Raw genomic sequence first — 26,026 nt, forward strand, 5'->3', positions numbered from 1 at the left:
ACAGTTGACTTAAACCAAGGTTTAAGTCGTATGATAGTCATGTCGACAAGAAATCCTTAAGATTTGGAGGCCTCCACTATGAAGTACTATACCATTGGCGAAGCTGCAGCCATGTATCATATACCAGAGTCTACCTTGCGCTTTTATGAGAAAAAAGGCCTTCTTCCGTTTATCGAACGGGACGAGGCGGGGAGAAGACTATTTTCGGAACGTCAATTGGCGTTGCTGCAAATCGTAACTTGCCTTAAGAACACCAACATGCCCATCAGCCAGATTAAGCAGTACATGGACTGGGTTGTGGAGGGAAATTCTACAGTAGAGAAACGACTCGACATGCTGTTGAAGCATAAGCAAAACGTGCTAGATGAAATCGCATTAATGCAGGAATACCTGAAGGGGATTGAAGATAAAATCGATCGTTATCAAAAACAACTTCGTGGAGGAGAGAACCTATGAAGCTTACAGGAAATACGATATTGATTACTGGCGGCGGCTCCGGGATCGGGCTCGCCTTTGCAGAGAAATTCGTGCAAAACGGAAATACCGTCATCGTTATCGGCCGGCGGGAAAGCGTGCTTGAGCAAGCTCGGAAACAAGTGCCGGGCTTAATCACTCAAGTTTGCGACTTGGCTCAAGAAAGCGATCGTGTAGCCTTGTTCGATTGGGTGACAACAAACTATCCCGACGTGAACGTGCTGATTAATAATGCCGGGATTCAACTGCGCTACAACGTGCTCAAAGCGGACGCGAGAGACAACTGGTACGATTATAGCAAGGAGATTACGACGAATATCGAAGCGCCTGTCCATTTGTCCATGTTGTTTGCCCCTTACTTCGCGAAGAAAGAAACGGCAGCAATTATTAACGTCACTTCTGGTTTGGCGTTTACTCCTTTTGCAATTGCGCCGGTGTATTCGGCAACAAAAGCGGCGCTTCACTCTTACACCATGAGCTTAAGACACCAACTGTCTGCAACATCCGTTGAAGTCATTGAAATTGCTCCTCCTGCAGTGAACACAGATCTGGGAGGCAGCGGTCTGCATACGCATGGGGAACCGCTGGATGCCTTCACGGAAGGCATTTTCCAAGGTTTAGCCGAAGGCAAGCAGGAAATCGGGTACGGTTCCTCGATCGCACGCCTGCGGATGTCCCGAGACGATATCGACAAATATACAGAACAGCTGTACCAAGCCAACAAAGACTCTATTGAGTAATGAGGCTGGAGCGTAAAAGGAAGAAGGGGATGTCCCAAAAGTCATCGTAGATGACGGAGGGACGTCCCCTTTCTTGTTTCTCTTGCTTATATAAGGTTTAAGCGGAGGCCCCGAGCGCCTCCTCCGTTGCGGAAACCGGCTTGACGAGCGCTTTCTTCTCCCAAGCCCGGCTTCTCCAGCGAAGCAGCATGATCAGTCCGCGCAGCCATTCATCCACGGCAAATGCAATCCATATCCCAAGGAGTCCAATCTCCAGGTGAACGCCCACCAGGTAGGCCAGCGGAACCGAGACGCCCCACATCGAGCATACGCCCATCAGGACGGGGAACCGCGCATCCCCGGCGGCGCGCAGCGAATTGATGATGACCATATTGAAGGTCCGGCCAGGTTCAAGCACGATCGACAGCAGGAAGATGCTAGCTCCGGTTGCGATAATCGCAGGATCTTCGGTGAACAAACCGATGAGGTCATGGCGGAAGATCGAAGCCGCACCAACAATGGCCAAGGTGAGCAGGAAGCTGATCCGTACGCTTTTCATCAGTCGCTTATAGGCGGCCTTCATCTCCCCTGCTCCAACCATTTGACCGACGATAATCTCTGTCCCTGCCCCAATCGACGCGGCCAGTGCCATAAAATAGTTGGAAATGTTCATCACGTAAACATGCGTATTTAGGGCGGTAATGCTAATCATGTTCACGAAACCCATGGTCATCAGGTACTGCGATTGCCAAGCCAGATGCTCTCCCGCCGCCGGCAGCCCAACGCTTAGAATCTGCTTCGCATAAGTCCCGTTCCAAGTCACATAGTCCTTCCCGTGAATCGGAGCAGGAACCCGGCGATACAAGATGAAGAACAGAACAATGATGCCGACAAAACGGCTGACGACGGTCGAGATCGCCGCACCGGTCACGCCCATTTCCGGAAAGCCGAGGTTCCCGAAGATCAGCAGATAGTTGCCGGTGACGTGGAGAAGATTCACGCCCAGCGTTACATACATGACGCTTTTGGTATTGCCGCTCGAACGGATGACCGACGATACTGCGTAAGACAGCGCCTCGATCCACATAAAGCCGCCGATGATCTTCAGATAATGGCTGGCGATGCCAATCTGTTCCTCATTCAGGTTGAGCAACCGCAGGAGCGGCTCTCCAAAGCCAACGAGGACCAGGCTGACGAAGATCCCGAAGATCAGGTTCATCGAAATCGCAAGCGCCGAGACGCGGCTCGCTTTTTTCTCTCGCCCAGCACCGATATACTGGGAGACGGCCACACTCGTCCCGATGCCAACAAATCCAAACATCAGAATGCAGAAATAGATAATCTCATTCGCTAAGCCCACCGCCCCGGTAGCCGTATCGGAAATTCGGCTGAGCATAAACACGTCGACGGTGCCAAGCATCATCCGTAACACCGAATCGATAAAGATCGGCCAGGTCACGGCAAATAGGCTAAGTTTCTTCCATGATGGTATACGTTCAGTTAAAGTCACGTTTTTACAAGCTCCTACTAGGTGAATTCTTTGTCGCCTTCCCTAGTGTAGCTCTCATCAACTCATCCGTCTATGGGAAAAATTATGTTTAGACAAGTTGCCCTAAAGAAAAAAGGTACCCCGTCGGGTGCCAGTTTCGTTTCTTAGGATTTGCTTGGACGACCAGTCAAAGACATCCTTCAAAATCAATACGGCCCGTTGACGAGGAGGCAAAGTCTGCAGAAGCGCGATGAAGCAGAGTTGCAGGGTATCCTTGCGGATGAGCGCCTCCTCGGGATTTTCACCAAAATCAGGGGCCAGCCAAATCCAAGTGGAATCGGGCAACGTCTCCCGAGGTTCCACGATGGAGCTCGCCGGATCGGACAGATCGACGGGAAGCACCCGACGTTTCGCTTGCCTCAGTTTATCCAGACAGAGGTTGGAGGCGATCCGATAGATCCATGTCTTCGGCGAGGATTCCTGCCGGAACGAGCTCCAGCTGGAAAAAAGTGAGGAACCTTTAATTATATTCTTTTCCCCCTCCCGAATCCCTTTCAGAGGAAGGTCCCCTTCCACAAATTATTTAAAATTTTCGTTACTTGGTTGCTTCCCCAAAAAAAGAGCACCTCACCCGAAATCTGGTGCCTACTCATCAGATGACCGGATTGTTAGAATGAAAGCGTTCTCCCATGTAAGTAAGTATTTTCCTTGGTGTGCATAGGTTGGGAGGATGAGGATAATAAAGGGAGGGTATTTATGAAACGGACTCACTTTGCAGAAAGGCGGCTCGCTCGAAACGTATTCAGCTTGCTCCTGGCGGTCATCATGGCAGTTGGCGTCAGTTTCGTGCCGACGCCGAAGGCTCAGGCAGCAGGGACAACGATTACTTCGATGAGCTACTTCTCACCGGCAGACGGGCCGGTCATCACCAAGTCGGGGGTCGGACAAGCGAGCTACGGCTTTGTTATGCCTATTTTTAATGGCGGTTCGGCTACCTGGAGCGATGTGGTGCAGGATTTAGGCGTCAAAGTGAAAGTTAATGGCAACTGGGTCGACATCGACAGTGTCAGCAGCTTTGTCTACAACCAGAACTGGGGGCACTGGAGTGACAGCGGCTTTAACGGTTATTGGTTCGTCCTTTCCGCAACCACAGAGATTCAACTGTACTCCAGAGCAAACGGGGTTACGCTTAATTACACTCTCGTCTTTCAAAATATCAACAAAACCACGATCACGGCGATGACACCAACGCAAGGTCCGGTTATTACCGCAGGATTTACGGGCGGGGCTGGCTTCACCTATCCCGTGTTCAATAACGATCCGTCTATTCCTTATGCCGCGGTTGCCGACGATTTGAAGGTGTATGTGAAGCCAGTGAACAGCAGCACCTGGATCGATATCGATAACAATCCGGCCAGCGGCTGGATCTATGACCAGAACTTCGGCCAATTCACCGATGGCGGCGGGGGTTACTGGTTTAACGTCACGGAGTCCATCAACGTGAAATTGGAATCGAAAACTTCGTCAGTGAACCTCGTGTATACGATTATTTTTAATGAACCGGTAAGAAATTCGTATACCCTGACTCCTTATGAGGGAACGACGTTCACTGCAAATGAAAGCGGTGCCATCGGGTTGCCCCTGCCGAAAATCGACGGAGGCGCTCCCATTGCCTCGGAGCTGGAGAATTTCGTTTATCAGATCAACGTCAACGGTCAGTGGGTTGATCTCGCCGATTCCAGCCAAAGCGGATTCGTCTATTCCGCGAATGGTTACAACAACTTATCCAGCGCCAATCAATGGGGCTATTGGGCTGACTACATCTATGGCCTGTGGTTCCAGCCGATCCAACAGGATATGCAAATCCGTATCGGATATCCTCTAAATGGGCAAAAGGGCGGTAACGTCGGCAACAACTACGTCACGTATACCTTCATCGGCAATCCTAACGCCCCGCGGCCGGATGAATCCGACCAAGAGGATATTCCGCTCAGCACGCCAAGCAATCCGAACATTGACGGTTTGACGCTCATCTGGCAGGATGAATTTACCGGTTCCCAGCTAGATATGAGCAAGTGGAATTATGAACAAGGATATTACCTCAATGACGATCCGGGCACCTGGGGTTGGGGCAATGCGGAGCTGCAGCATTACACGAACAGCCCGCAAAATATTTTCGTTCAGGATGGAAACCTAAATATCCGGGCGTTAAATGACCCTAAATCCTTCCCGCAGGATCCAAATCGTTATGCGCAATATTCTTCCGGCAAGGTTAACACCAAGGATCACTTCTCGTTGAAATACGGCCGAGTGGATTTCCGCGCGAAGCTGCCTACGGGGAACGGGATTTGGCCGGCGCTGTGGATGCTGCCGCAGGATCAAGCCTACGGCACCTGGGCCGCTTCCGGTGAAATCGACGTCATGGAAGCTCGGGGGCGTCTGCCTGGTATCTCCTCCGGCGCCATTCACTTCGGCGGACAATGGCCGGCCAATACGCATCTTTCCGGCGAATACCACTTCCCATCCGGGCAAACCATCGCCAATGACTTCCATGTCTACTCCGTCGTTTGGGAAGAGGACAACATCAAATGGTATGTAGACGGCAAGTTCTTCTTCAAAGCGACCCGGGATCAATGGTATTCCACGGCAGCACCAAACAACCCGAACGCACCTTTCGATCAGCCGTTCTATCTCATCATGAACCTGGCCATCGGCGGGAACTTCGACGGCGGCATCGCCCCAGGACCTGGCGATATCCCGGCAACGATGCAAGTCGATTATGTGCGCGTCTATAAGGACAACGGCAATGGCAGCGGCGGTCAGAATCCCGGAAACCCGGGAGATCCGGGCACGCCCTCCACGATTGTGATCGGCGATCAAGTGAAGGGGCTGAAGAAAACCGGCGATAACCTGTTGTTCTACGTCAACGGCGCGACTTTTGCGGATCTGCATTATAAGATCAATAACGGTGTGCAACTCAATGTCGCCATGACCCCGGTGGGGAACGGCAACTATACCTATGCGGTTAACAACCTGAGCCAAGGGGATGTGGTGGAGTATTTCTTCACCTATAACCCCGGGCAAGGGGCGCTGGATACCCCGTGGCAAACCTACATTCATGGGGTTACACAAGGAACGCCGGAATAAACCGGTGAGACTGCTCAATAGCCAATCATCAATACTAGGGCTCCCTATCGGGGGCCCTGGTTCTCTTTTTGCATGCGTACGAAGTTCGTCGAATACAATAAATCGGGATTTGGGGGATTATCTAAACAGTGAGCCGCCTTATATTTCGAGCCGCTTACGCTTTGATGTCACGCCCAAGGGGCAATTTCTGGGTCTACCTGTCAATGGCAGAAGTGTGTTGTTCTATGAAAATGTCATTTACAAGTACGAAGACGGGAAAATCAAGCAGGTGTGGTCCGTCATCGACAAAGCGGCGATTGAAGCTCAAATTTTTGATCCCGCTCCCTTGTCGCGGAAGATGAAAAAGGCCGCTCACGTTGAACGGCCTTCCTTTCAGCTTTTTTTAATACTCGCCCTTAATCACGAAGAACGAGCCCCGGATCGTACCAGCCAATTTCGACTTCTGTCGGGCAAACTTAAACTTCTTCTCCTCCAGTTCCTTAGGGACCTCCATCCCTTCAGACAGCTTAAATCCCACGGCCCGCTTCTTCGGATCGTCCAAGGTGTACATGACGTTAACCCCTAAGCCATCCTCATAGAAGACGAACGCCCACCGGATGTTTTCCACTTGAAAAAACGACGTTTCTAACGGCTTCGCCGAGAACTCGATCCCCCGTTCTTCTTTTAATATCCGGTTCACATAATCCAGGGTTTCCTGGCTTTCGCTGGCCGGTTCAACCGTAAACACATGCTTATATTTGTTCATAAAATAACGCGCCTCATTGGCTCGCAGCCCGGCTAACGCCTCTGCTACAGGAGAGGATTCTAAACCGATGGTGGATACATTTTTGAAATCAACGACATAGGACATGCTTAACCCTCCTCTTCTTCTCTATTTCCTTACGACGGGGATCCACATTTCTCCCACGACGCGACCATTCTCTTGCTCCATCAATACCGAGGCGTTTGGCCCACCAACATAAGCGACATGATTCAATTCCGGCAGGACTTGGCCAAAAGCGATCCCCGCCAGCTGATTACTGAATTCATCCGCCGTTGTGCCTTCCCCTTTGACAATCAGGTACTCCCCCTTCGGGAATTGAATGACCCGAGAGTCTTCCGAGTCCGGCAGCGTTTCGCGGCTCAATACGCCGACGTAATACATCATTTTGTTATTGACCGCTTCATTTACGGCAAAGACGTAGTCGTTCTCCGCGATCGCTTTAAGCTGATCGAGTCGGCCGTCCTCGGTGACGGCTTGCCAGAAGCTCGACTTTTCCTTGTTGATGCCGGCGAAATCCGTGTAATGACTTTTTAATTCCGTACCCAGCCCAAATACCGTAAAGCTATCCTTCTCTTCCAAAACATAATTTGCCATGTTTCAAAACCTACTCTCATTTAAAATTTGTTTTCTGTTCTTGATGGGTTTATCATAACTTTAAATCATGTCAAAAAATGAACCTGTTTAGGAGTCCCGATGAAAAAAGTTGAACGGATTAACACCATCATGCGCTATATCAACAACCGGTCCCACTTTACTATCACGGAAATTATGCAGGAATTTAACATCTCCCGCTCGACGGCAATCCGAGACATCCGCGAAATCGAAGCTTTGGGAATGCCGCTCGTTGCTGAGGTTGGACGGGACGGCGGCTATTCGGTGATGCACAACTCGATCCTGCCCGCCGTGCGGTTTACGGATAACGAGGTCAAAGCGCTGTTCATCGCCTTCATGGCCACAAGAAACGCCCAGCTTCCGTATCTCAAGAGCCGCCAGTCCTTGGCTGAAAAATTGCTGGGGCTGATCTCGAAAAACCAGCAGGACGATCTCCTGCTCCTGGATGAAATTCTGCTCTTTGAAGGGACCAACCCGCATAATCCCGACCTGCTGGAGCTTTCGGATCTCCCTCACCCAATGCTGGAGAAGCTGATCCGACACCTGCTTCTCGACAGCTATTTATGGATTACCCTTGAAGAAGGGGAGGGAATCAACTCGTATCCTATTTTTCTCTTACACCTTTATCATGAGAAAAGTCTGTGGTGGATGGAAGTCTTTGATTTACAGGAAGAGAAGAGGAGAATGTTCTCCGTTGACCAACTCACCCAAGTCGAGCTCTACTCCCCTAAGAAGCGAATGAGCCGGAAGAAGATTTTGGAGCTCCTTGGCAAGCAAGAGGAAGCATACAACCTGATCCTTGAACTCGGCCCCCGTGCCATTGCCCAATACAAAAAATATCATCCCTTAAAAGCATTCATTTCCTATACCAATCCGTATCAAACCACCGCCATGATGAAGATGGTTGTCCAAGCCAACGAACCCGAGGAGCTAACTGAGACGATCAACTGGCTGCTGTTCCTGGGGGAAGACCTGGAATTCAGAAAAGTGCCGGAAGAAGTCATGGAAGGATTGCGTCAGAGAGGTAAGGAGATGGAGCAGTTGTTCTTCTAAAAGCGCTCAAAGCAATCGTAATTGCGCTGACGATAGAACTCGGGAGCGCCCTTGGCGTCGCGATCGTGGGTACCGTATTAACTGAATCCTTTACCCGGCATCTACCGGCAAATCTTCAGCAAGATTCAGTCCCTCACACGGTCGCGGATGCCATTACCGCGGCCCCTGATCAACAAGCCGCCATCATCAACGCCTTTGTCTCGGGAGCCCAATCCGCGCTGCATGTCGCAAGCGTCGTTACGCTCCTCGTCGGCATCCTCGTTGTCGCAGCAACCTTTCGAGCTAGTCGGCGACTGCTCGATCAGAGCCTGAACGCTGCAAGTTCAACAACCGCTCCCAACAGATAGAACACGCTGTCCCGAGGGCAGCTCGAAAACGAGTCGCCGTCCAAATCCGAGTAGGGATTGGGGACGGCGATATTTTTTAGGTGGCTGTGAGAAACCCATTGTATAGTTAAGCCCAGCTTCCTTATGCTATACTATATTTTCCGTATCCAGTTGAAAATGGGTGATACGGGGTATTCTTATAGTGATTGCCGCTTAGGGAGGATATGACAGCATGACGGATTTAACCAAACAACAAGTGGTGGAGAGCGTTCCGCAACGAGGATTTTTTGGACATCCCAAGGGATTGTTCACTCTGTTCTTCACGGAGTTTTGGGAGCGGTTCTCCTATTATGGAATGAAAGCCATTCTGACCTACTACATGTATTACGAATTGAGTCGAGGCGGACTTGGCATGGAGGAGAGCGTGGCTCTCGCCATTATGTCCATTTACGGCTCCCTGGTGTACATGTCCGGCATTATTGGCGGTTGGTTCGCGGATCGGATCTTCGGTGAGTCGAAAGCGGTATTTTACGGCGGCATCCTCATTATGTTAGGGCACATCGCCTTGGCGATCCCGGAAAGCGTCCCCTTATTTTTTGTGTCCATGGTGCTCATCGTCTTGGGGACAGGCTTGCTGAAGCCCAACGTATCGAGTGTGGTCGGCGAGCTTTACAGCGAGCATGACCAGCGCCGGGATGCAGGCTTTAGCATCTTCTATATGGGGATCAACCTGGGGGCGTTTATCGCTCCGCTGATCGTAGGTACCGTCGGCCTGGATTACAATTTCCACCTGGGCTTCGGCATTGCCGCCGTGGGGATGTTCCTTGGACTTGCTATTTTTGTCTTAACTCGAAAAAGAAATCTCGGCCTCGCCGGCACGATCGTTCCTAGCCCGCTTTCACCGGCGGAACGCAAGAAAGTGTTCCTGCAAATCGGCCTCGGCGTATTGCTTCTTGCGGTGATCGTCGCCATTACCATCCCGCCCGGTTGGTTAACCTTCGATTCGTTTATCGTGATCGTCGGCATCCTGGGGCTCTTGGTCCCCACTGCCTATTTTGTGGCCATGTACCGCAGTCCACGAACGAGCAAGGTGGAGCGCTCCAGACTGATCGCGTATATTCCGCTGTTTATTGCGGCAATCATGTTCTGGGCGATTCAAGAACAAGGGTCTACCATCCTGGCGAACTATGCAGATAAGCGGACGCAATTGGATTATGCCGGATTTCATATTTCGCCGGCTTGGTTCCAATCGTTAAACCCTTTATTTATTATTACCCTGGCCCCTGTCTTTGCCTGGTTCTGGCTCAAGCTGGGCAAGCGGCAGCCTTCGATTCCAAAGAAATTCGCTTTGGGCTTGTTGTTCGCCGGCTTATCATTCCTAGTGATCCTTTTGCCGGCTTACTTTGGCGGCGAGAATTCCTTGGTGAATCCGCTATGGCTCGTGCTGAGTTATTTCATCGTTGTGTTGGGAGAGTTGTGCTTGTCTCCAGTAGGGCTGTCGGCGACGACCAAATTGGCGCCTTCCGCCTTCTCCGCCCAGACCATGAGCTTATGGTTCTTGTCCAGTGCGGCAGCCCAATCAATCAATGCGCAAGTGGTTAAATTCTATTCGCCTGCCACAGAAATGGCGTACTTTGGGGTCATTGGAGGAGCGGCCATTGTCCTCGGCATCCTGCTCTTCGCTTTCTCCTCGAAAATTCAGGGGTTTATGAAGGGAATCCATTAAAAATAAACCACGCAAAATTACAAAAACGGCGATTCTCCAAGAACGGAGGATCGCCGTTTGCGTGCATTGACCTACCCCAATCCCTTCACGCTCGTCCGCATGTTCAAAAACATAATGAGGGCGAAAAGACATAAATCCGATCACTTGCTCTCGATCCAGTACCAGCAAAAACGCTTGTTCCTTTAACCTTTCAAAGTATCACTTCAGTAAAGTGGTTGCCGCTGCGCCAGCGGTCAGATCGGACTGGTAGGTATGCTCACGAGCGGATAAGGGCGGGATAAATTCATGATCGTAACGGCACAGCAAGTCCCATACCCCTTCCAGGAGAGCGGGGTCCGTCAGCAAAGTGGGTTCACTCCTCTAGAGTTCCTAAGATGTATTTATCTATTATACTTTATCCTTTGAAACCTTTGGCGATTAAACATCGTTTGAATTTCATCCTCCGCGGCTGCAGACCATCTGTAACAACAAATAGAGCTATCCCTAGAGGGATAGCCCTTGACCTTCATTATAACATTCTGGAGGCGGACACGCTGGAATGCGCCGGATGCGACTTCAACGCCTCAGCCGTTTCAAAGGAATGGATGCAATCCAGAGCAAGCAGCTTATCGAATACCCGAAGCAGATCCTTTGAGCGCGGCTTATGCAGCTTGATTCGCAGCGTTCGTACGCCTTCATCTTCTTGATCATCGTTAGGAGCGTCTAAGGACATATGCACAATGAGCAGTCCCTCCTGCTCGAACAATTCCGCAACCTTAGCGACGCCGCCCTCCTTATTCAGGATCCGAACGGTCACTTCATTTCGGCTGCGTTTGTTATGGAAGCTCTTCTCAAACTTATTGAGCAGCACCAGAATAATAATGACCAGTACTGTCACAAGCACCGCTCCAAAAAAGAAGCCCGCCCCTACACATAAGCCAATCGCTGCCACAACCCAAATGGAGGCCGCCGTCGTTAACCCTGAAATACTGGAGCCGTTGCGAATGATGGCCCCCGCGCCCAGGAAGCCGATGCCGGATACCACTTGAGCAGCCAGCCGCGCCGGGTCCATCCGAACGTTATATTCGTTGGAAAAGTCGCCAAACCCATAAATGGACAGCAGCATAATCATCGTTGACCCTACGCAGACCAGAATATGCGTACGGAAACCGGCTGCATGGTTATGCCATTCCCGTTCTAACCCAATCAAGCCGCCTAACAGAAGCGAAATCACGATTCGCAGCGATAAGTCCACATAGGAAATGTTCCACAAACCCGCGTCAATCAGCTTCATCGCAAAGACATCCCCTTATCTACTCGTCATGGTCACTACAACGGTGACACCTCGGCGATCACGGGATAATGATCCGAAGGATATCGTCCTTCATATAGCTCTCGATCGACCCTAACGTTCTGGATCTGCAAGTCAGGGGATACGAAGATATAATCAATCGGCTCTCCGGATTCGCCACCTAAAAAGTGATGAACCGTCGCCCCCACTTCCTTCTTCTCTTGCTGCAGAACGGAATAAGCATTTCGATATCCCTCCTGCTCCAATCCCGTAATGACAGCGTTTGCCGGTTCAACGTTAAAATCGCCCGTTAACACGACCGGAAGACCCGTCTGCGTACGAAATTCCTTCATTCGCTCTCGAATTAATTCCATACCTTTCTGTTGAGCTTCTTCACTAATATGGTCTAAATGCGTATTAAACGCAGCAAATTCAGCGCCCGTCTGCGACTTAAACGTCACCCAAGTGCACATGCGCGGGTGGGAAGTGCTCCAGCTTCTCGCACCTAACTCCTCCGGGGTTTCCGATAAACTGAAATGCCCCGCCTTTCCTACAGTCCAATTCTTCTTTTTATACAGAATGGCAGCATATTCGCCTTTGTTCCCGCCTTCCCGGCCTTCTCCAATCCAAGCATATTCCGGAAGTAACGGCTCCAAGTCCGTAAGCATGTCATGTAGACCCTCTTGAATGCCAATGATGTCCGCATCATGGCGTTTAATCACTTCAGCCACCGCCTTCGTACGATACGGCCATGCATTCTCCCCGTCTGACGCCACATTCAGTCTTAAGTTAAAAGTCATAATTTTCGCAAACATTGATTTCCTCCACTTCTGGGAACATCCACGCCAGATTCTAGTGATGCTTATTTATCTTTATTACCTCTACCGTAAACAAAGTACATCGTAATTCCAGACATGATCATCAACACGACAGAATAAACCAGTGACATCGCACGCGCCGCAACCCCTGCTTCTGCGTCCGTACTGCTCTTGATCACAATTCCCAGTGTCTGATACACGGGGTGATATAAGAAAACGGTCAAATCGTAGTCGTCCAATATTTTAATAAAGTTTAACGCAAGGACAGCGAGGGTGGACGGCAAGATGATCGGCAGCAGTACCTTTCTGAAGGTATAAAACGATTTGGCCCCCAGGTTCTTGGAAGCATCCTCTAAGTTGCTGTCCAAACTAAAGAAAGAGGCTTTGACCATTCGCATCGTAAACGGGATGTGGATGATGACATAACCAATCAATAGCATCCAAAGCGTACCGGTAAGTACCGTGTTCCCCGTCACTAAGCGCGGCACATTATAAGTGACCACCAAGCCAATGGCAATCAGCGTGGACGGCAGAACCCATGGAATCAGCAAGGAGTATTCCAGCGCTGCTGCCAGCTTGCTATTCTTGTGTTTGTGCAGGATTCTGGATGCAAATAATGCAAGGGCCACCACTACTACTGACGCTGCCGCAGCATACAAAATACTTACCAAGTAAGGCTTAAACGCGCTCATCGTGGTAAACAATCTGCCGTAATTCTCCAGCGTAAAGCTATCGAAATGAATCGTCGATGTAGCAATGCTTTGGGAATCGGTAAATGAGAAGATGACAATTAAGGTTACCGGAATTAAGTAAATCACAAATAACACATACCCGATCAAGTGAGTGATGAAGTTACCGAACTTATGATTAATCTTTTGTTTGACCAATACGGATTTGACTTTAGACACGGACATATAATTGCCTTGTTTCTCAAACCGGATCATGATCGATAGCAAGATAATCGTTGCTAGGCCTAGAACAAGGGCCAGTAATGCGGCCAGATCCTTAGACGTTGAACTCTTCGAGAACGTCAAGATCATAGGCGTAATCGTCTGGAATTCCGTACCGCCGAGAATAAGCGGAGCCGACATCGCCCCAAGTCCTGTAAGGAAGGTGAGGATCGTCAGAGCAAAGATCGTTGGCTTTAATACGGGCAGCACAACCCGCCGCAAAATATAAAAGGTAGACGCCCCCATGCCTCTAGCGGCTTCAATGGTTTGAAAATCCACCTTGCGGATGGCGTTCCCCAAAAACAAGATGTGATTCGAGGTACAGGCGAACGTCATTACAAAGAGAACAGCCCAGTACCCATGAAACCAGCCTGTGTTAAAAGCCGGAAAGAGAGCGGATAACACTTTCGTGATAAATCCATTTTCGCCATAAGCAAACTTGTAACTCGATGCTACAACAACCCCGTGGTACAACAAGGTGGTAAAGAAACCCAGCTTTAAAATTTTCGCTCCCTTAATCTGAAAATACTCCGTTAGCAGGACTAACGTAATCCCAACGACATTCACCGTAATCACTAGAGAGATCGCTAATATAAAACTGTTGGATAAGCTGGACATCGCACGTTTCGATGACAAGAGCTTGTGAACGGCATCCAGCGAGAAGCTTCCATTTTTGAAGAAGATCTCATAATAAATGTTCAGGTTCGGGTAAATGAGAAAAGCGATAATGAACCAGGCCAGCAGGACATATAATAGAAGCTGTCCATAATGAATGGATCGGAATCTGTGCTTTAACGTTTGTACGCTCAATTCCCTCCCTCCGTCCGATCATATTGCATAATATCCGCAAGTCGAATGTACACTTCGGTTTCCGTTCCGACCTCATGCCCCACATGACCGCTTTCCTTTTCGATCGTCTTTAGCAAACTGCCGCCCGCCATTTCCAGCACATACTTGCTATAGAGTCCGTAAAATTCACGATCCACGACCTTCGCCTTCAGGCGCACAACATCGCTGCCTGACACGGGCGATAGATTCACCTTCTCATTGCGGATATAGGCAACTTTGTTCCGTGGAACGAACTCCTTTAAGGGGCTGTTAGCGATCAATCCCGGATCCAACTTATTAATGTCGCCGATGAAATTACATACAAACTCGGTTTTAGATGAATTGTAGATCTCATAAGGCGTACCCACTTGTTCCAGAATCCCATTATTGAAAACGGCGATCCGGTCGGATAACGTTAACGCTTCCTCCTGATCATGGGTCACATAGATGGTTGTGATGCCAAACTGCTTTTGCAATTCCTTCAATTCATTTCTGAGCTGGACGCGCAGCTTCGCATCCAGATTCGACAACGGCTCATCCAAGGCCAAAATCGACGGCTTTAATACGAGTGCTCTGGCAATCGCTACACGCTGCTGCTGCCCGCCCGACAAATCCGAGACTCGCTTGTGCAACTGTTCTTCCTTTAGGTCGACCTTACGAGCAATGTCTCGGACCTCCTGATCGATTTCGGCCTTTGATGCTTTCTTGACGCGCTTACCGAATGCAATATTTTCGTACACCGTCATCGTCGGAAATAACGCATAGCTTTGGAACACCATACCGATTCCGCGTTTTTCAATAGGAGCATGTGTAATATCTTTGTCGTTTAATAGAATTCTGCCGCCAGATGGGGATATGAAACCTGCTAGACTTCGAAGAATGGTTGTTTTACCACAGCCTGAAGGGCCTAAAAAGGTGAAAAATTCCCCCTCGTTGATTTTCAGATTAAAGTTCTTAATGGCATGGAAATCTCCAAAATGAATTTGTATATCTTGAAATGTGATCATCACGTTCACCTTTTCTATTAGGTTGTTGTAAGAAAGAACTGCATAGCCTAAACTAGCGCTATGCAGTTCCCCATCCATGCTGTCTAGTTCATGATTTGCAATTCAATTTTCTCTGCCCAGGCATCCAGATGTTCTGCAATGAAGCTCCAATCCAACGGCTGCGCCTTCAACTGGGCAAACATTTCTTTAGCTGAATCAGGAGCTTGTTCGGCTGCTTCTGCGATAACGGGCATCGCATTAAATTCCTTCGCGAAGGCCCCTTGCATTTCTGCGCTGCCAAACCACTCCACAAACCGTTCTGCCGTATCCTGCTTCTTCGTGCCATTAACAATGGCGATATGTTCGACAACCATAGGGACACCAATTTCAGGAATCACATAACCTGTTTTGACGCCGTATTCTTGTTCTCGCTTGGCACGCTCGCCTGAAACGATCGTTCCAATTGGAACTTTTCCGCTGGCCATATTCGCATAAAGCTCCTCCCCTTCAATGACCGGAATCCCATTATCGTAGAGTTGCTTCAACGCGTCCCAACCTGCATCGGAAATGCCCAGGTCTCCATTGGCATCTTGATAGGGCGACAAAATCCCTGCGACAACCAGACGCATCGTGGCTCTATCAAGTCGTGTTGGTGCTTCATATTTCCCTTTAAACGCTTCGTTGGTATACAAGTCTGTCCAATCCTTCGGAGCAGTCTCCGGCGTATACATGTCCGCATTATAGCCAATCAAAATCGCTTGTTTTACGAGACCATGATAGTAGCCTTCCAGATCGTTTAAGCCCTCGTCAACTTGCGAAGCCCACTGCGGGACGTATTTCGTTAGAACTCCTTCTTTCTTCAGATTTTCGTAGAATATATTATTTAAGCCGAATACTACGTCCGCAATCGGATTATTCTTCTCCGCAATCAAGCGATTCGTTAGATCCGCGCCGCCTGCTCCCACGATTTCAATGTCAAATCCTGCTTTTTTCGCTTGCTCCGTCCACCACTCGCCGCGGCCGTCAGAATTTGAATTGGTGTATACGATCAATTTTTCATTTTTGACTTGGCTCCCCTGGTTTTCACTGGATGCCGCCGAGTTTCCACCAGCATTTCCACTGTTATTGCTTCCACAGGCAGTGATAACTAAACAGCTAAGCACCACCATTGCCAACGCTTTCATCATTTTCGACATCTCGTGCTCGCTCCTTATCAAGTGATAATAAATGACTTCGATCGAATACCGATTTTCTTTCAACAATGTTCGTTTTTATTTTGACAGTGAGATGTTGTTCCTTCGAATGATTGATACGCTTCATGAGCAGGTCTACGGCTGCCGCGGCAAGCCGATCCGTATCTTGGCGAACCGTAGTTAGTGGGATGGGCGTTAATGCTGAAAGATAAGTATTCGAAAACCCAACAATAGACAACTTCTCCGGAACGGATATGTTCATATGAAGTGCAGAAAACAATGTAGAAATCGCCACTTGGTCATCCGCACACATGATAGCTGTCATTTGCGGATTACTTCTAATAAATTCCCCTTGTTCGGCATCATACTCATGAAAGCGCCCCGGTTCACAGCGTTCTGTTCTAAAATGAATATATTCGCTCTTCACCGGAATCCCATGATCAAGCAAAGCTTGAATGTACCCCTGATATCTTTCCTCTCGACTTGTGATGTTCTCAATAATGTTAGACGAATATCCAATGTCCCGATGCCCCTTCGCAATCAAATACTGCGCCATTTCATAGGAGCCTTGAAAATGGTCGTGATAGACGCAATCGAACGGAATCTCACGAAAAATCCGGTCGATGATCACACTGGGGATTTGTTCCATTTTTAATCGGAGCACCTGATCGCTGCAGGTTCGGCTTCCCCACGGAAATAAAATGATGCCGCTGATCCCCGCCGCCACAAGCTTCTGTAAACATCGGTCTTGGTCGTCTTGATCACTGCTAATTTTTAAAATGAGTTCAAATTGATGTTTACGTAACTCATGCTCGACTGCCGAAATGATTCTTGACGTATAATCGGACATGTGGGGAATGATGAGCGCAACTTGTTGATTGACTTTCTTCTCAACCGCAGGTTGTACCGGTTCCTGCAGTCTTTCACTGCTCCCTTCATACCGATTGCCTGAGAGGAACGTGCCTCGTCTCGGCAGACGATAAACTACCCCCTGCTCCACCAGTTGTTCCAAGGCCAATTTACTCGTCATTCGGCTGACGCCAAACAACTTGGCCAGTTCACCCTCTGAGGGTACAGGATCATGCGCTTGAAGTCCCCGGGTCTCGATGATCTCCAGTACTTTCTCCGCGACCTGCAAATACAGCTGTTGTTTCTCTTTCTTGGAAGTGCTTTCAGAACTCATGTCCGGACATTCCTTTATTATTTTTTAGTTGGTAAACCGCGCGTGATCTACCAAGCCATTAGCTTAAGCTGACATAACCATACAATATGTCACTGACACATTCAATGATATTGAGCAAAAGAATTTTGCGGGAAATTATTGCCATTTTGCAAAAATACAACTCTACTATTGTTCGAAAGCCTAGTTTGTTGAAATATGCTAGGGACAAAGTTTTACGATCAGTGACATATTTCAAGGGTAAAAAAAGTACCCTGCACAAAACACTTTGGTTTAAGTGTCCCGTGCAGGGTACCCGGTAATGTGGGATCCCCTTCACTTTTACTGTACGGGTTTACTTAGCGGCGCAGGAGTTCCCTTCTCCGGCTTCTCACTTTCATGACTGGTATCATAATAAGTTTTCATATTCCGCAGCACCGGGAACAGGTGCATCCAGAGCGCGGCCACAACGAGCGTTCCGATTCCGCCGATGACGGTGGCAACCACTGCACCAAGCCAATTGGCCATGGTGCCGGATTCGAATTCGCCGAGCTGGTTCGAGGTTCCGATAAACAGCATGTTGACAGCGTTGACACGCCCCTGCATTTCACGAGGCGTATTTAACTGAACCAGCGTAGAACGAATGACGACACTGACCACATCCGATGCGCCGATCAGGAACAGGGCTACCAAAGATAATACGAGATTTTTGGAGACGGCGAACAGCACGGTAGCCAAGCCAAAGATCGCCAGCGAGCTGAACAAATACTTGCTGATCGAATTCTGAATCGAATACCGCGTAAGAACAAGTGACATCAGCAAAGCGCCAACTGCCGGAGCTGTCCGAAGCAATCCGAGTCCCCATGACCCTGTATGCAGGATGTCTTCGGCGAAGATTGGCAGCAGCGCCGTAGCCCCGCCGAGCAGAACGGTGAACAGATCAAGCGAGATCGTGCCTAGAAATCGCTTGATGGGTGTATCATAACCATGAATCATGTCAAAAGAGCCCAAATTGCGTTAACGAACTGTAAAAGCTACCGTTAATTTGGGACAATTTCATGGTTTTGTCCAAATTAGCGGTAAATCCTGCTGTTATTTTGATCGAAATCAGCAATTTGGCGAGGAAACATAAAATTTAACGGTAGGTTTTACTTGTAATTGGTGCGGAGAGATCTAACTTGCGAAATTAACGGTAAGTTTTGGAGCTAAATTTAGTTTATCGGAGGTTCGCGGCGGGCTTGCGGAGGAAAAAAGCGACAGAAAAGAGGGGATAAAGAAGTACCACTTCATTCGGCTATTACTACTGTTGGCGAAAAAGTAAAATTATATCTTCGAGGAATTGTAGGTTTAGGTGATGTAATTATTCGAATTATTACTACTCGTGACTCAGAATTATTGAAATCTCAACTTGCTGAACAAGACTTTTTAAATAGATGGAAAAGTAAGCATACAACTACTCCGACGTTGAAATCAAAATATGTACATGAACGTAATGCCCATTTGAAAAGACTAATTCATCAAGTATATTAGTACAGTAGCCTTGCATGAGTTAAATGCTAACATATTCTGATAAAAATTTATCCCTATTTTGTGATACGGTTCGCCACGGCTTCTACGAGGGCAAGTTTTCGGCCATCCCATGTGGGATGGCCTTTTTCATCATACAACTATCAGATTCGCTCTCCATGACACACTTATACTTAACAGTAAATAATCAATCATCATTCCGACAATACGAGGTCAAGCCAGGATTGGGCCTCACGGTACAGAACGGGGTTGTTTTCTGGCGTATAGTAAGCCAGTATGGCCACCGCCTGGGATACAACCCATCCGCGGGCTCTCGTCCAGGTCGCGTCATCCGTCGGAAGATATTTGCGGAATGCGTCACGTGCCTCCGGCGAGTGTAACTTCCATGCGACCATGACATCGCATGCAGGATCACCCACGCCCATCGTATCCCAATCGATCACACCGGTAATTCGTTGATTACGCACGAGCCAGTTGCGCATATCAAGGTCGCCGTGATGCCAAACTGGCGGGCCGCTCCACGGAGGCGCAGCAAGCGCGGATTCCCACACCTTAGACACCGCCGCAACGTCGCCATCAAACCGTGCCAACCAGTATCGGAACCCCTCATCCCGCTCCGCCAAAGGAACACCGCGTCCCAGCGGCCCACCCGATGAATCGATTTGCTGCAGCGCTGCAACGAACCCCGCAAGATCACGCGCTGCCTGCATCGCGTCAATCTCCTCAATCGGCACCGACTCGCCCTCAACCCAGGTGTAAATATACCAATACCAAGGATATTCGCTGCTCGGATGCCCTAGAGCGATGGGTACAGGGACTTCTAGCGGAACCAACGGAGCAAGCTTGGGCAGCCAAGTAAACTCGCGGCTTTCTGGTGTCGCAGGCCCTTCCCGCCGCGCGAGCCGAACCGAATATTGGTTACCTAATCGAAAGATGGCGTTCACGGTGCCAGCTGGCTCGACCCGCCGCAGGGATAGATCTGACCATTGGGGAAACTGGGCAACCAGCAGACGGCGAACCAGCGCCTCATCCATTTCTATTTCGTCAGCATTTTTTCAGCCATGCGTCCCTACCTCCTTGGGGTTTTCCAAGAATTAAGGTATCAAAGAAATCACGAAATAAACAGATCATATCTAGTTATAGTTAAAAACCACCGCGTATTCTAATCAAAAAAAAAGCCAGCCTCATCATGTGAGACCAGCTACACTTTCTTGATGATATTCCCCCCACTTGACCATCATCTCTAAAACAGGGAGGAACGTCTTACCATGTTCGCTAAGTGAGTACTCCACTTTCGGGGGAACATGATTATAGACTGTTCGAATAACCAGTTTATCTCGTTCCAGGTCTCTTAGTTGTTCTGTAAGCATCTTACGCGTAATTTTAGAAATGGAGCGCTCGAGTTCATTAAATCGCTTGGGTCCTCTGAAACCGTCCGCCTGCTTGCAAAGCAACAACACCCTGCACGCGCACTAGTTCGAGACTTATCTCGTACGCCGCGTGAGTTCTCCGAGAATGGGATTGATATCGCCGTTGGCAACTTCGATCGTCCTGAAACTCTTGATGCAGCCATGCATGGCATTGAGACGGTCGTTTTAATTAGTCCTGCTGTACCGGACCAGGAAATCGCCGTGATTGACAGTGCTGTTCGCAACGGAATAAAACATATTATAAAGATCACGAATCATAAGGCTACGGCAGATTCCCCTGTTGATCGACGGCGTGGCCATGCGCGAGTTGAGGCGCATCTGAAGGCGACGGGGATCGACTATACTTTGCTTGCGCCGAATCTCTACATGCAGAATCTCTTCGCTGTCGCGCAGATGATTAAACAAACGAGAGGCTTCGTAATGTCTGCCGGTGATGGCAAGTTCGCCATGATCGATGCTCGCTACGTGGCCGCCACGGCCGCAACTATTGCCGTATCACGATCCACGCATGCAGGCCGTACTTATCTGCTCACCGGACCCGAATTGATTACTTATCACGATGTCGCACGTAAACTGTCTGACGCTCTGGGGTATACCGTCGAATACCGGTGAATCTCTCCCGCCGAGCATCAGAAAGCGATGATTCAGGCAGGGATTCCCGAGCCTGTTGCCACATCCAACGCCCAATTATTCGGTTTGATTGCCGAAGATGACGCCGCATGGATATCCGATGATGTGAAACGAGTTACGGGGATGTCCCCTCGTAATCTGGACCTCTTTCTCGCCGAGAACCTTCCCGCCTTCAAATAAGCGCAAAAACAGCACCAACTTAAAAGAAAAAAGGAGCGATCACCACGCGATCCGCTCCTAAAAACCTAGGGAGTTATTCTCTGCTCGATCCCATCGAGTAATAAGAGAATTCCCGAGTCAAAGAGTTCATCAGAACCAATTAAATTAAACATCCCTTCTTCGTACATCCGACGAAGCAGGTTGAATTGCGAGAAATCCCCGTGAATATCCTCCTTATTCCCTAACGATATCTGTACCATCCGTTGTTCATATTCTTCAACGACGAAGTTGATGACATAGTTAAGCAAATGGGTGATATATGAAAATTTTTGTTTATCCGTCAAGGAAGTAGGTTGGATCATCTGCAAGAGGCATTCGAGCAGTTCCATAAAATCAGCCTCTGGCTTCGACTTCATCAGAAGTTGACCCGAGCAGGGATACTGCTGGAGTTTCTTCCGAATCACCATGGCGCTGGTTTGAAGCCTCTCCCGCCAGTCACCTTGCTTGGGAAGATCACCTATGATCTCTCTTGAAACCAGGTTGGCTAAGGTTTGAATAAGGACCTGCTTACTCTCGAAGTACCAATAGATCGTAGGGGCTTGAACATTTAGCTCTTTACAAAGGCTTCTTATGGTAAAGTTTTCGATTCCTTGGTCGGAGAGAAGCCGCCACGAAGCTGCGATGATCTTCTCCTCGCTGATATGTGGCCTGCGTTGAGGCATAACAGACAATCCAACTCCATTCCATAGATTCTTATACAACTTATTATACTCGATTTAGAAAGGAGCCTAGTCAAGGATAAACGTAAAAACAAACCCCTATTCCTCCAACTCTACATCTTCCTCAGGCAACGGCTTCTGGTTGAACATGCTTTCCCCTGCTTTCGAGGAGAGGCGAACATCCCGCATCCCACGTTCAATCGCAGCCACCTCATAATCACGTAACGCTGACAAAAGTTCCTTTTTCCCGTCTTTGACGTTGATTAATTCTTTCGATAGCTCATAGGCATCAAAAAGTGCCGCGTTCCCGCCAATTCCAGCCGGTGTCATCGGATGCAAGGCGTCCCCCAGCAATACCAAAGAGGTGGTTTCTTTCCAAGGCTTATATGGCAAAACATTACGCAAGTGATAAACAGCCGTTTTCTCTGGCTCTGCGAGTTCCAACATCCGTTTGACTTGGGGATGCCAATGTTTGGTTTTCTCTTGAGCAAGGGACAACAATTCCGAACCATTCAATTGGAAAAGCTGCTCGTCAGGCATCCCAAACCACTCAGGCGAGCACGCAAACACAGCATACAAGTAATCCTGTTGTGGAGTAATTTTCACATTCAGGGACATGGATTCCGGCAATCGTTCCATATTCGGCTTGAAGGCCATTTCTTCAAGAAGCAGGGAAACCGGAGCCTCTCCTTCCGGGCTAAAAAGGCCTCTCATGCTGCCGTCCCCAATGAGCTGATCGAGTTCTTTTCTCCGAGTATCATCCAGAAATACTTTTGTATAAAGAGCTCTTCCCAAGGTATCAAAAATTTTCACCCCAGGTTTATACTGTTGGCGAACCTTCGATCCTCCCCCGTCAGCGCCAACAAGGACATCCGCATCGATATACTCTCCATTCTCAAACCAAGCTCTCAAGCGGCCGTTTTCCAAAGTTTCATAATGGGTAAACCGATATCCGTAACGGATATGGTCATTGAGTTCACCAAGCAACACTTCTCTGAAAGTAAAACGATTGACGCCAGGCGTGATTTTCGCCTTGTTGTACATCGGGTGCTGTTCTTCCATCAGCTCGAGAGAAATTGGATTTAAGAATATCGGGTGTTCCGGTCCCATGACGGAGGTTTCCATAAAGAGATCGTAAAGCTTCTCAGGCAGACAAAACCGCAGCGCACTCATTCCGTTGTCATTGATTTTGATACGATAACCGGTTTGAAGAAATTGTCCTTCCTGCTCGCGTTCACAAACTACAAAGTCAATGTGATGCTTCTTCAGACTTTGCGCTAATGCAAGTCCTCCGAGACCGCCGCCGACAATAACTGCAGAGAGTGATTTCATACGAGTCCTTCTTTCTGTAACTTAGTTATATTTATATAACACCGTTATATTAAACCCGTTCTCCTCTGTTTGTCAATAGTTGTGTTCCTGGTATACTTCCCATCACCATGAGCACGATGATAAATATCGAAGTGACTCTTTTCACTTTATTTTTCATATCGGTCCTCCTCATCAACAAAAACAGACATCATATGCTAAAAAAATCAATCAATATAATACCACGGTTGAAAATCTATATATTGAAATGTAAAGAAAACTTTAAGTTTGTGCCTGCCTTCGCCTTATTTATGATACGGCTCACCGTATCTATTGATATGGTAAAATGAATATAAACGAAGGAGGGGCCACAGTAGCCTCTCCCTCACTTTTAATAGTATTACACCCTAACACGAACCTTCTTGACACGCACCTGCTCGCGAATCGTCTCTTGCACCCTGTTTGAAATCTCAGTGTACAAATCGACTTCCTCATTCGTATGCTCTAATGTTGCTACTATGGCATATTTTTGTGGTCCTAATTCCTCTGTGGCCCAAATGCTCTCACATCTTACAACTAGGTAATATGTTGAACCGTAATTCAATTTCTGCTTCGCAGTAAATACAGCTTTTTGCACAGTTCCATTATCCCTTAACGAGGGTGTTGGATACATTTTGCATTCATGGCTACCGAGTTTCCCTGGCGATCCTTCCTCCTTTTTTCTTGCCCTAAAGAATTCAATGACATCTCTTAATTCTCTTCCGCGGATAAGTCTATATGACATTGTTACACCCAAATAATCTAATCTAGTATGTCGTACTGGTGGATCAAATGCTAAGGTTATAGTGATGTGCCTATCGCCATTTACAGAGTTAAAATCCTCCGGTATAGGAATTTCATATATGTGAAATTTATCAAATTCTAAAGAACTTTCAGCAAATAAAGTTACTCGGTTATTGCTTGAAGTCGCAACTCTTTGGACATCTGAAATTCCATAACCGAATGACCGAAATATTTCATCGCTTGTCATTTCAATATTATTAGGTAATTGAGCAGAATGGACAAGTAATGCTCTTATAAGATTTGATGAAGCGTTTGGGAAAATCTTGTATAGTTGTGCAGCCTTATGCGAAACCTGAGGAGCTGCAAAACTTGTTCCAACATCTGTAGTGAATAGTTCATCGGGTATGTTTTTCGACGTACTTACAACAGATAAAGAACGATCATCTCTTATACGCTTTGTTAATCCATCATATAACAGGTTTCCCCCATACTCACAAAGCTCTGGTTTAATAGCTCCTCCAACACCAGGTCCAGTTCTAGTGAATGGAGACGGATGATTTTCCTTCCCAATAACTCTTAGATTAACCCCGCGTTCTATTGTCATTCCACTTATTGCAGGAGCTACGAAGTTAGCACAATAAGAACCAACTGTTAGTGCCAAGGCTGCACTTGCTGGATCAATAATTTTGGACTTCTGGTTGAATAAAAAACCCGGATATTCAGACAAGATGCTCTCTGGATCATCAGGATAATAAAAATGATTCCCGGCTGAAACAACTACAACTATATCGAGCTCTCTGATAAGTTCATCCAAAACAGAAGCCCATAAAGTCTGTTTTCCATCAACATAAACGTTCTCTTCATCTCCTAAAGAGATATTGTAAATTTTACATCCGTATTCATCATAGAAGTACCGTATTGCGTCTCTCATTTGTGTTGTTATTAGCTTTTCATCATCGAATCTATTATTTGAGTTTGTAACTCTTGCACTAAAAATTCTGTATTCTGGTTTGAACGCACCTGATCTTATCAACGTTAGTATATCGCCATATAAAGCTAACCCGGCTACTTTCGTTCCATGCCCTTCCACATCACTTGTCTCACCAAGTTCATCAGGAAAACACGCAGAATCCCCTATTGCCGGCCCTAATAAGGGGTGGCCTTGCATAATCCCACTATCTATAATGCAAATAGACGGACTGCCAGGAGACGGTTGTTGGATTTCAGGTAATGACTCTATCGAGACACTGTTATATTCTCTCGGAATGAAGGTGGGCTGTGGAGGCAAATCTATCATACGCACAATTTCAAGCTCTAGAAGATCATTCAAGAGTTTCCCTGTGACATTAGCTCGTAGAACGCATATAGAACTTCCTAGGTAGTCATCTGTTACCCGCCCTTGATTCTCAGTTATATAACCTCGTATTTCTTTAATTTTATCCCTGCAAACTGAGGCTGCCCCTAAATGCCACAATTCAATATCAACCCAGTATTTAGTTTCAACCTCTATTTTGATCGCTCTTAGTTTTGGCCCCACTCTATCAGCTGGAGTTAACGCTGAGACAGAATTAATATTTGCAAAAATCCCATTATAGCTTGGATTTTCAGATTTATTCTGTGGTCCAGCCTGATATTGTTTTAATCGACTTCTAAATTCAGATAGTTCCTCATCTGACGAGAAGAGAATTAGTGCGTTATTAGGATCTTCACCAATCACTTCAAAACCGCACCTTTTAAGTTCTTCGGCAGGAATTTTATTTTCATAACTTACTTTCAAAATTAACTCTGGTTTTATCCCTTTTGCCTTCGGACGATGATAACTTCTCATCAACAGGTCAATATTCTCTTGGATGTCTTCGCCATGACGTTTATATTCTCTTTGTGGAGCCTGACCAAATCCGGGTCTTTTTCTGCGGTCAAGCTCAAGCTCAACTCTTATCAATGGCAAGTTATCCAA

22 protein-coding genes and 1 pseudogene are annotated in these 26,026 nt (G+C 47.8%); 6 read left to right on the forward strand and 17 right to left on the reverse strand.

Going from position 1 to position 26,026, the window contains the following annotated elements; translation table 11 throughout:
• The first annotated feature begins 78 nt into the window (after window positions 1–78).
• Window positions 79–456, forward strand: coding sequence for a MerR family transcriptional regulator (locus tag NSQ80_RS21030; protein ID WP_009223417.1), 378 nt, complete (start codon window positions 79–81; stop codon window positions 454–456).
• A complete protein-coding gene (locus NSQ80_RS21035) occupies window positions 453–1,214 on the forward strand; it encodes an SDR family NAD(P)-dependent oxidoreductase (protein WP_323078267.1) in 762 nt (253 codons plus the stop codon). The genes NSQ80_RS21030 and NSQ80_RS21035 overlap by 4 nt, the downstream gene beginning before the upstream one ends.
• A 97-nt stretch (window positions 1,215–1,311) precedes the next feature.
• Here NSQ80_RS21035 and NSQ80_RS21040 read toward each other — a convergent pair whose 3' ends face one another.
• The 3 genes and pseudogenes from NSQ80_RS21040 to NSQ80_RS21050 form a co-directional block, all read right to left on the reverse strand.
• Window positions 1,312–2,703: an MATE family efflux transporter gene (locus NSQ80_RS21040; RefSeq protein ID WP_339300743.1), complete on the reverse strand. Its 1,392-nt coding sequence runs from the start codon at window positions 2,701–2,703 to the stop codon at window positions 1,312–1,314.
• 102 nt (window positions 2,704–2,805) lie between these two features.
• Window positions 2,806–3,084 carry a sigma factor-like helix-turn-helix DNA-binding protein gene (locus tag NSQ80_RS21045; RefSeq protein WP_232282230.1) on the reverse strand — a complete coding sequence of 93 codons (279 nt, stop codon included), beginning with the start codon at window positions 3,082–3,084 and terminating at the stop codon, window positions 2,806–2,808.
• A 12-nt stretch (window positions 3,085–3,096) separates the two neighbouring features.
• Window positions 3,097–3,258: pseudogene (locus tag NSQ80_RS21050) on the reverse strand (sigma factor); the annotation flags it as partial.
• Between the two features lie 180 nt (window positions 3,259–3,438).
• Here NSQ80_RS21050 and NSQ80_RS21055 point away from each other — a divergent pair.
• Window positions 3,439–5,829, forward strand: coding sequence for a glycoside hydrolase family 16 protein (locus NSQ80_RS21055; protein ID WP_339300745.1), 2,391 nt, complete (start codon window positions 3,439–3,441; stop codon window positions 5,827–5,829).
• A gap of 382 nt (window positions 5,830–6,211) precedes the next feature.
• Here the strand turns inward: NSQ80_RS21055 and NSQ80_RS21060 are convergent, their stop codons facing one another.
• Both NSQ80_RS21060 and NSQ80_RS21065 read right to left on the reverse strand, forming a co-directional pair.
• Window positions 6,212–6,679: a hypothetical protein gene (locus NSQ80_RS21060; protein WP_009223412.1), complete on the reverse strand. Its 468-nt coding sequence runs from the start codon at window positions 6,677–6,679 to the stop codon at window positions 6,212–6,214.
• A gap of 21 nt (window positions 6,680–6,700) precedes the next feature.
• Window positions 6,701–7,186, reverse strand: coding sequence for a GyrI-like domain-containing protein (locus NSQ80_RS21065; RefSeq protein WP_009223411.1), 486 nt, complete (start codon window positions 7,184–7,186; stop codon window positions 6,701–6,703).
• 99 nt (window positions 7,187–7,285) lie between these two features.
• On the opposite strand from NSQ80_RS21065, the gene NSQ80_RS21070 reads away from it, so the two are divergent.
• Both NSQ80_RS21070 and NSQ80_RS21075 read left to right on the forward strand, forming a co-directional pair.
• Window positions 7,286–8,257, forward strand: coding sequence for an HTH domain-containing protein (locus NSQ80_RS21070; RefSeq protein WP_009223410.1), 972 nt, complete (start codon window positions 7,286–7,288; stop codon window positions 8,255–8,257).
• A 558-nt stretch (window positions 8,258–8,815) separates the two neighbouring features.
• Window positions 8,816–10,309, forward strand: coding sequence for a peptide MFS transporter (locus NSQ80_RS21075; protein ID WP_009223409.1), 1,494 nt, complete (start codon window positions 8,816–8,818; stop codon window positions 10,307–10,309).
• A 198-nt stretch (window positions 10,310–10,507) separates the two neighbouring features.
• On the opposite strand, the gene NSQ80_RS21080 is transcribed toward NSQ80_RS21075, so the two are convergent.
• The 9 genes from NSQ80_RS21080 to NSQ80_RS21120 form a co-directional block, all read right to left on the reverse strand.
• Window positions 10,508–10,654, reverse strand: coding sequence for a hypothetical protein (locus NSQ80_RS21080; protein WP_260070432.1), 147 nt, complete (start codon window positions 10,652–10,654; stop codon window positions 10,508–10,510).
• Window positions 10,655–10,817: 163 nt separating this feature from the next.
• The gene (locus tag NSQ80_RS21085; protein ID WP_009223408.1) at window positions 10,818–11,582 is read right to left on the reverse strand and encodes an MgtC/SapB family protein; all 765 of its coding nucleotides are present in this window, start codon (window positions 11,580–11,582) and stop codon (window positions 10,818–10,820) included.
• A gap of 35 nt (window positions 11,583–11,617) precedes the next feature.
• On the reverse strand, window positions 11,618–12,394 hold the full coding sequence (locus tag NSQ80_RS21090) for an endonuclease/exonuclease/phosphatase family protein (protein WP_009223407.1): 777 nt from the start codon (window positions 12,392–12,394) through the stop codon (window positions 11,618–11,620).
• Window positions 12,395–12,441: 47 nt separating this feature from the next.
• On the reverse strand, window positions 12,442–14,157 hold the full coding sequence (locus tag NSQ80_RS21095) for an iron ABC transporter permease (protein WP_260070433.1): 1,716 nt from the start codon (window positions 14,155–14,157) through the stop codon (window positions 12,442–12,444).
• Complete coding sequence (locus NSQ80_RS21100) at window positions 14,154–15,182, reverse strand: ABC transporter ATP-binding protein (protein WP_036644087.1); 1,029 nt, start codon at window positions 15,180–15,182, stop codon at window positions 14,154–14,156. Before NSQ80_RS21100 ends, NSQ80_RS21095 begins: the two co-directional genes overlap by 4 nt.
• 83 nt (window positions 15,183–15,265) lie before the next feature.
• Window positions 15,266–16,357, reverse strand: coding sequence for an extracellular solute-binding protein (locus NSQ80_RS21105; protein WP_339300751.1), 1,092 nt, complete (start codon window positions 16,355–16,357; stop codon window positions 15,266–15,268).
• Window positions 16,317–17,537 carry a GntR family transcriptional regulator gene (locus NSQ80_RS21110; RefSeq protein ID WP_339300753.1) on the reverse strand — a complete coding sequence of 407 codons (1,221 nt, stop codon included), beginning with the start codon at window positions 17,535–17,537 and terminating at the stop codon, window positions 16,317–16,319. Before NSQ80_RS21110 ends, NSQ80_RS21105 begins: the two co-directional genes overlap by 41 nt.
• A gap of 318 nt (window positions 17,538–17,855) precedes the next feature.
• Window positions 17,856–18,509: an MFS transporter gene (locus NSQ80_RS21115; RefSeq protein WP_050769683.1), complete on the reverse strand. Its 654-nt coding sequence runs from the start codon at window positions 18,507–18,509 to the stop codon at window positions 17,856–17,858.
• Between the two features lie 725 nt (window positions 18,510–19,234).
• Window positions 19,235–20,074, reverse strand: coding sequence for an aminoglycoside phosphotransferase family protein (locus NSQ80_RS21120; RefSeq protein WP_260070438.1), 840 nt, complete (start codon window positions 20,072–20,074; stop codon window positions 19,235–19,237).
• Window positions 20,075–20,395: 321 nt separating this feature from the next.
• On the opposite strand from NSQ80_RS21120, the gene NSQ80_RS21125 reads away from it, so the two are divergent.
• On the forward strand, window positions 20,396–21,082 hold the full coding sequence (locus NSQ80_RS21125) for an NmrA family NAD(P)-binding protein (RefSeq protein WP_009223399.1): 687 nt from the start codon (window positions 20,396–20,398) through the stop codon (window positions 21,080–21,082).
• A gap of 263 nt (window positions 21,083–21,345) precedes the next feature.
• Here NSQ80_RS21125 and NSQ80_RS21130 read toward each other — a convergent pair whose 3' ends face one another.
• From NSQ80_RS21130 to NSQ80_RS21140, 3 genes are all read right to left on the reverse strand, one after another.
• The gene (locus NSQ80_RS21130) at window positions 21,346–21,981 is read right to left on the reverse strand and encodes a TetR/AcrR family transcriptional regulator C-terminal domain-containing protein (RefSeq protein ID WP_339300757.1); all 636 of its coding nucleotides are present in this window, start codon (window positions 21,979–21,981) and stop codon (window positions 21,346–21,348) included.
• Window positions 21,982–22,077: 96 nt separating this feature from the next.
• On the reverse strand, window positions 22,078–23,310 hold the full coding sequence (locus NSQ80_RS21135) for an FAD-dependent monooxygenase (protein WP_009223397.1): 1,233 nt from the start codon (window positions 23,308–23,310) through the stop codon (window positions 22,078–22,080).
• A gap of 376 nt (window positions 23,311–23,686) precedes the next feature.
• A complete protein-coding gene (locus NSQ80_RS21140; RefSeq protein WP_124332281.1) occupies window positions 23,687–26,026 on the reverse strand; it encodes a S8 family peptidase in 2,340 nt (779 codons plus the stop codon).

Origin of the sequence: Paenibacillus sp. FSL K6-2441, assembly GCF_037964765.1 — a bacterium.
Lineage (GTDB): Bacteria > Bacillota > Bacilli > Paenibacillales > Paenibacillaceae > Fontibacillus > Fontibacillus phoenicis.

What these genes read in the sequence shown, in the direction of transcription:
- NSQ80_RS21030 (WP_009223417.1), top strand. Translation starts at nt 79, where the DNA reads ATGAAGTACTATACCATTGGCGAAGCTGCAGCCATGTATCATATACCA.
- NSQ80_RS21035 (WP_323078267.1), top strand. Translation starts at nt 453, where the DNA reads ATGAAGCTTACAGGAAATACGATATTGATTACTGGCGGCGGCTCCGGG.
- NSQ80_RS21055 (WP_339300745.1), top strand. Translation starts at nt 3,439, where the DNA reads ATGAAACGGACTCACTTTGCAGAAAGGCGGCTCGCTCGAAACGTATTC.
- NSQ80_RS21060 (WP_009223412.1), bottom strand. Translation starts at nt 6,679, where the DNA reads ATGTCCTATGTCGTTGATTTCAAAAATGTATCCACCATCGGTTTAGAA.
- NSQ80_RS21065 (WP_009223411.1), bottom strand. Translation starts at nt 7,186, where the DNA reads ATGGCAAATTATGTTTTGGAAGAGAAGGATAGCTTTACGGTATTTGGG.
- NSQ80_RS21070 (WP_009223410.1), top strand. Translation starts at nt 7,286, where the DNA reads ATGAAAAAAGTTGAACGGATTAACACCATCATGCGCTATATCAACAAC.
- NSQ80_RS21075 (WP_009223409.1), top strand. Translation starts at nt 8,816, where the DNA reads ATGACGGATTTAACCAAACAACAAGTGGTGGAGAGCGTTCCGCAACGA.
- NSQ80_RS21085 (WP_009223408.1), bottom strand. Translation starts at nt 11,582, where the DNA reads ATGAAGCTGATTGACGCGGGTTTGTGGAACATTTCCTATGTGGACTTA.
- NSQ80_RS21090 (WP_009223407.1), bottom strand. Translation starts at nt 12,394, where the DNA reads ATGTTTGCGAAAATTATGACTTTTAACTTAAGACTGAATGTGGCGTCA.
- NSQ80_RS21100 (WP_036644087.1), bottom strand. Translation starts at nt 15,182, where the DNA reads ATGATCACATTTCAAGATATACAAATTCATTTTGGAGATTTCCATGCC.
- NSQ80_RS21105 (WP_339300751.1), bottom strand. Translation starts at nt 16,357, where the DNA reads ATGTCGAAAATGATGAAAGCGTTGGCAATGGTGGTGCTTAGCTGTTTA.
- NSQ80_RS21110 (WP_339300753.1), bottom strand. Translation starts at nt 17,537, where the DNA reads ATGAGTTCTGAAAGCACTTCCAAGAAAGAGAAACAACAGCTGTATTTG.
- NSQ80_RS21115 (WP_050769683.1), bottom strand. Translation starts at nt 18,509, where the DNA reads ATGATTCATGGTTATGATACACCCATCAAGCGATTTCTAGGCACGATC.
- NSQ80_RS21120 (WP_260070438.1), bottom strand. Translation starts at nt 20,074, where the DNA reads ATGGATGAGGCGCTGGTTCGCCGTCTGCTGGTTGCCCAGTTTCCCCAA.
- NSQ80_RS21130 (WP_339300757.1), bottom strand. Translation starts at nt 21,981, where the DNA reads ATGCCTCAACGCAGGCCACATATCAGCGAGGAGAAGATCATCGCAGCT.
- NSQ80_RS21135 (WP_009223397.1), bottom strand. Translation starts at nt 23,310, where the DNA reads ATGAAATCACTCTCTGCAGTTATTGTCGGCGGCGGTCTCGGAGGACTT.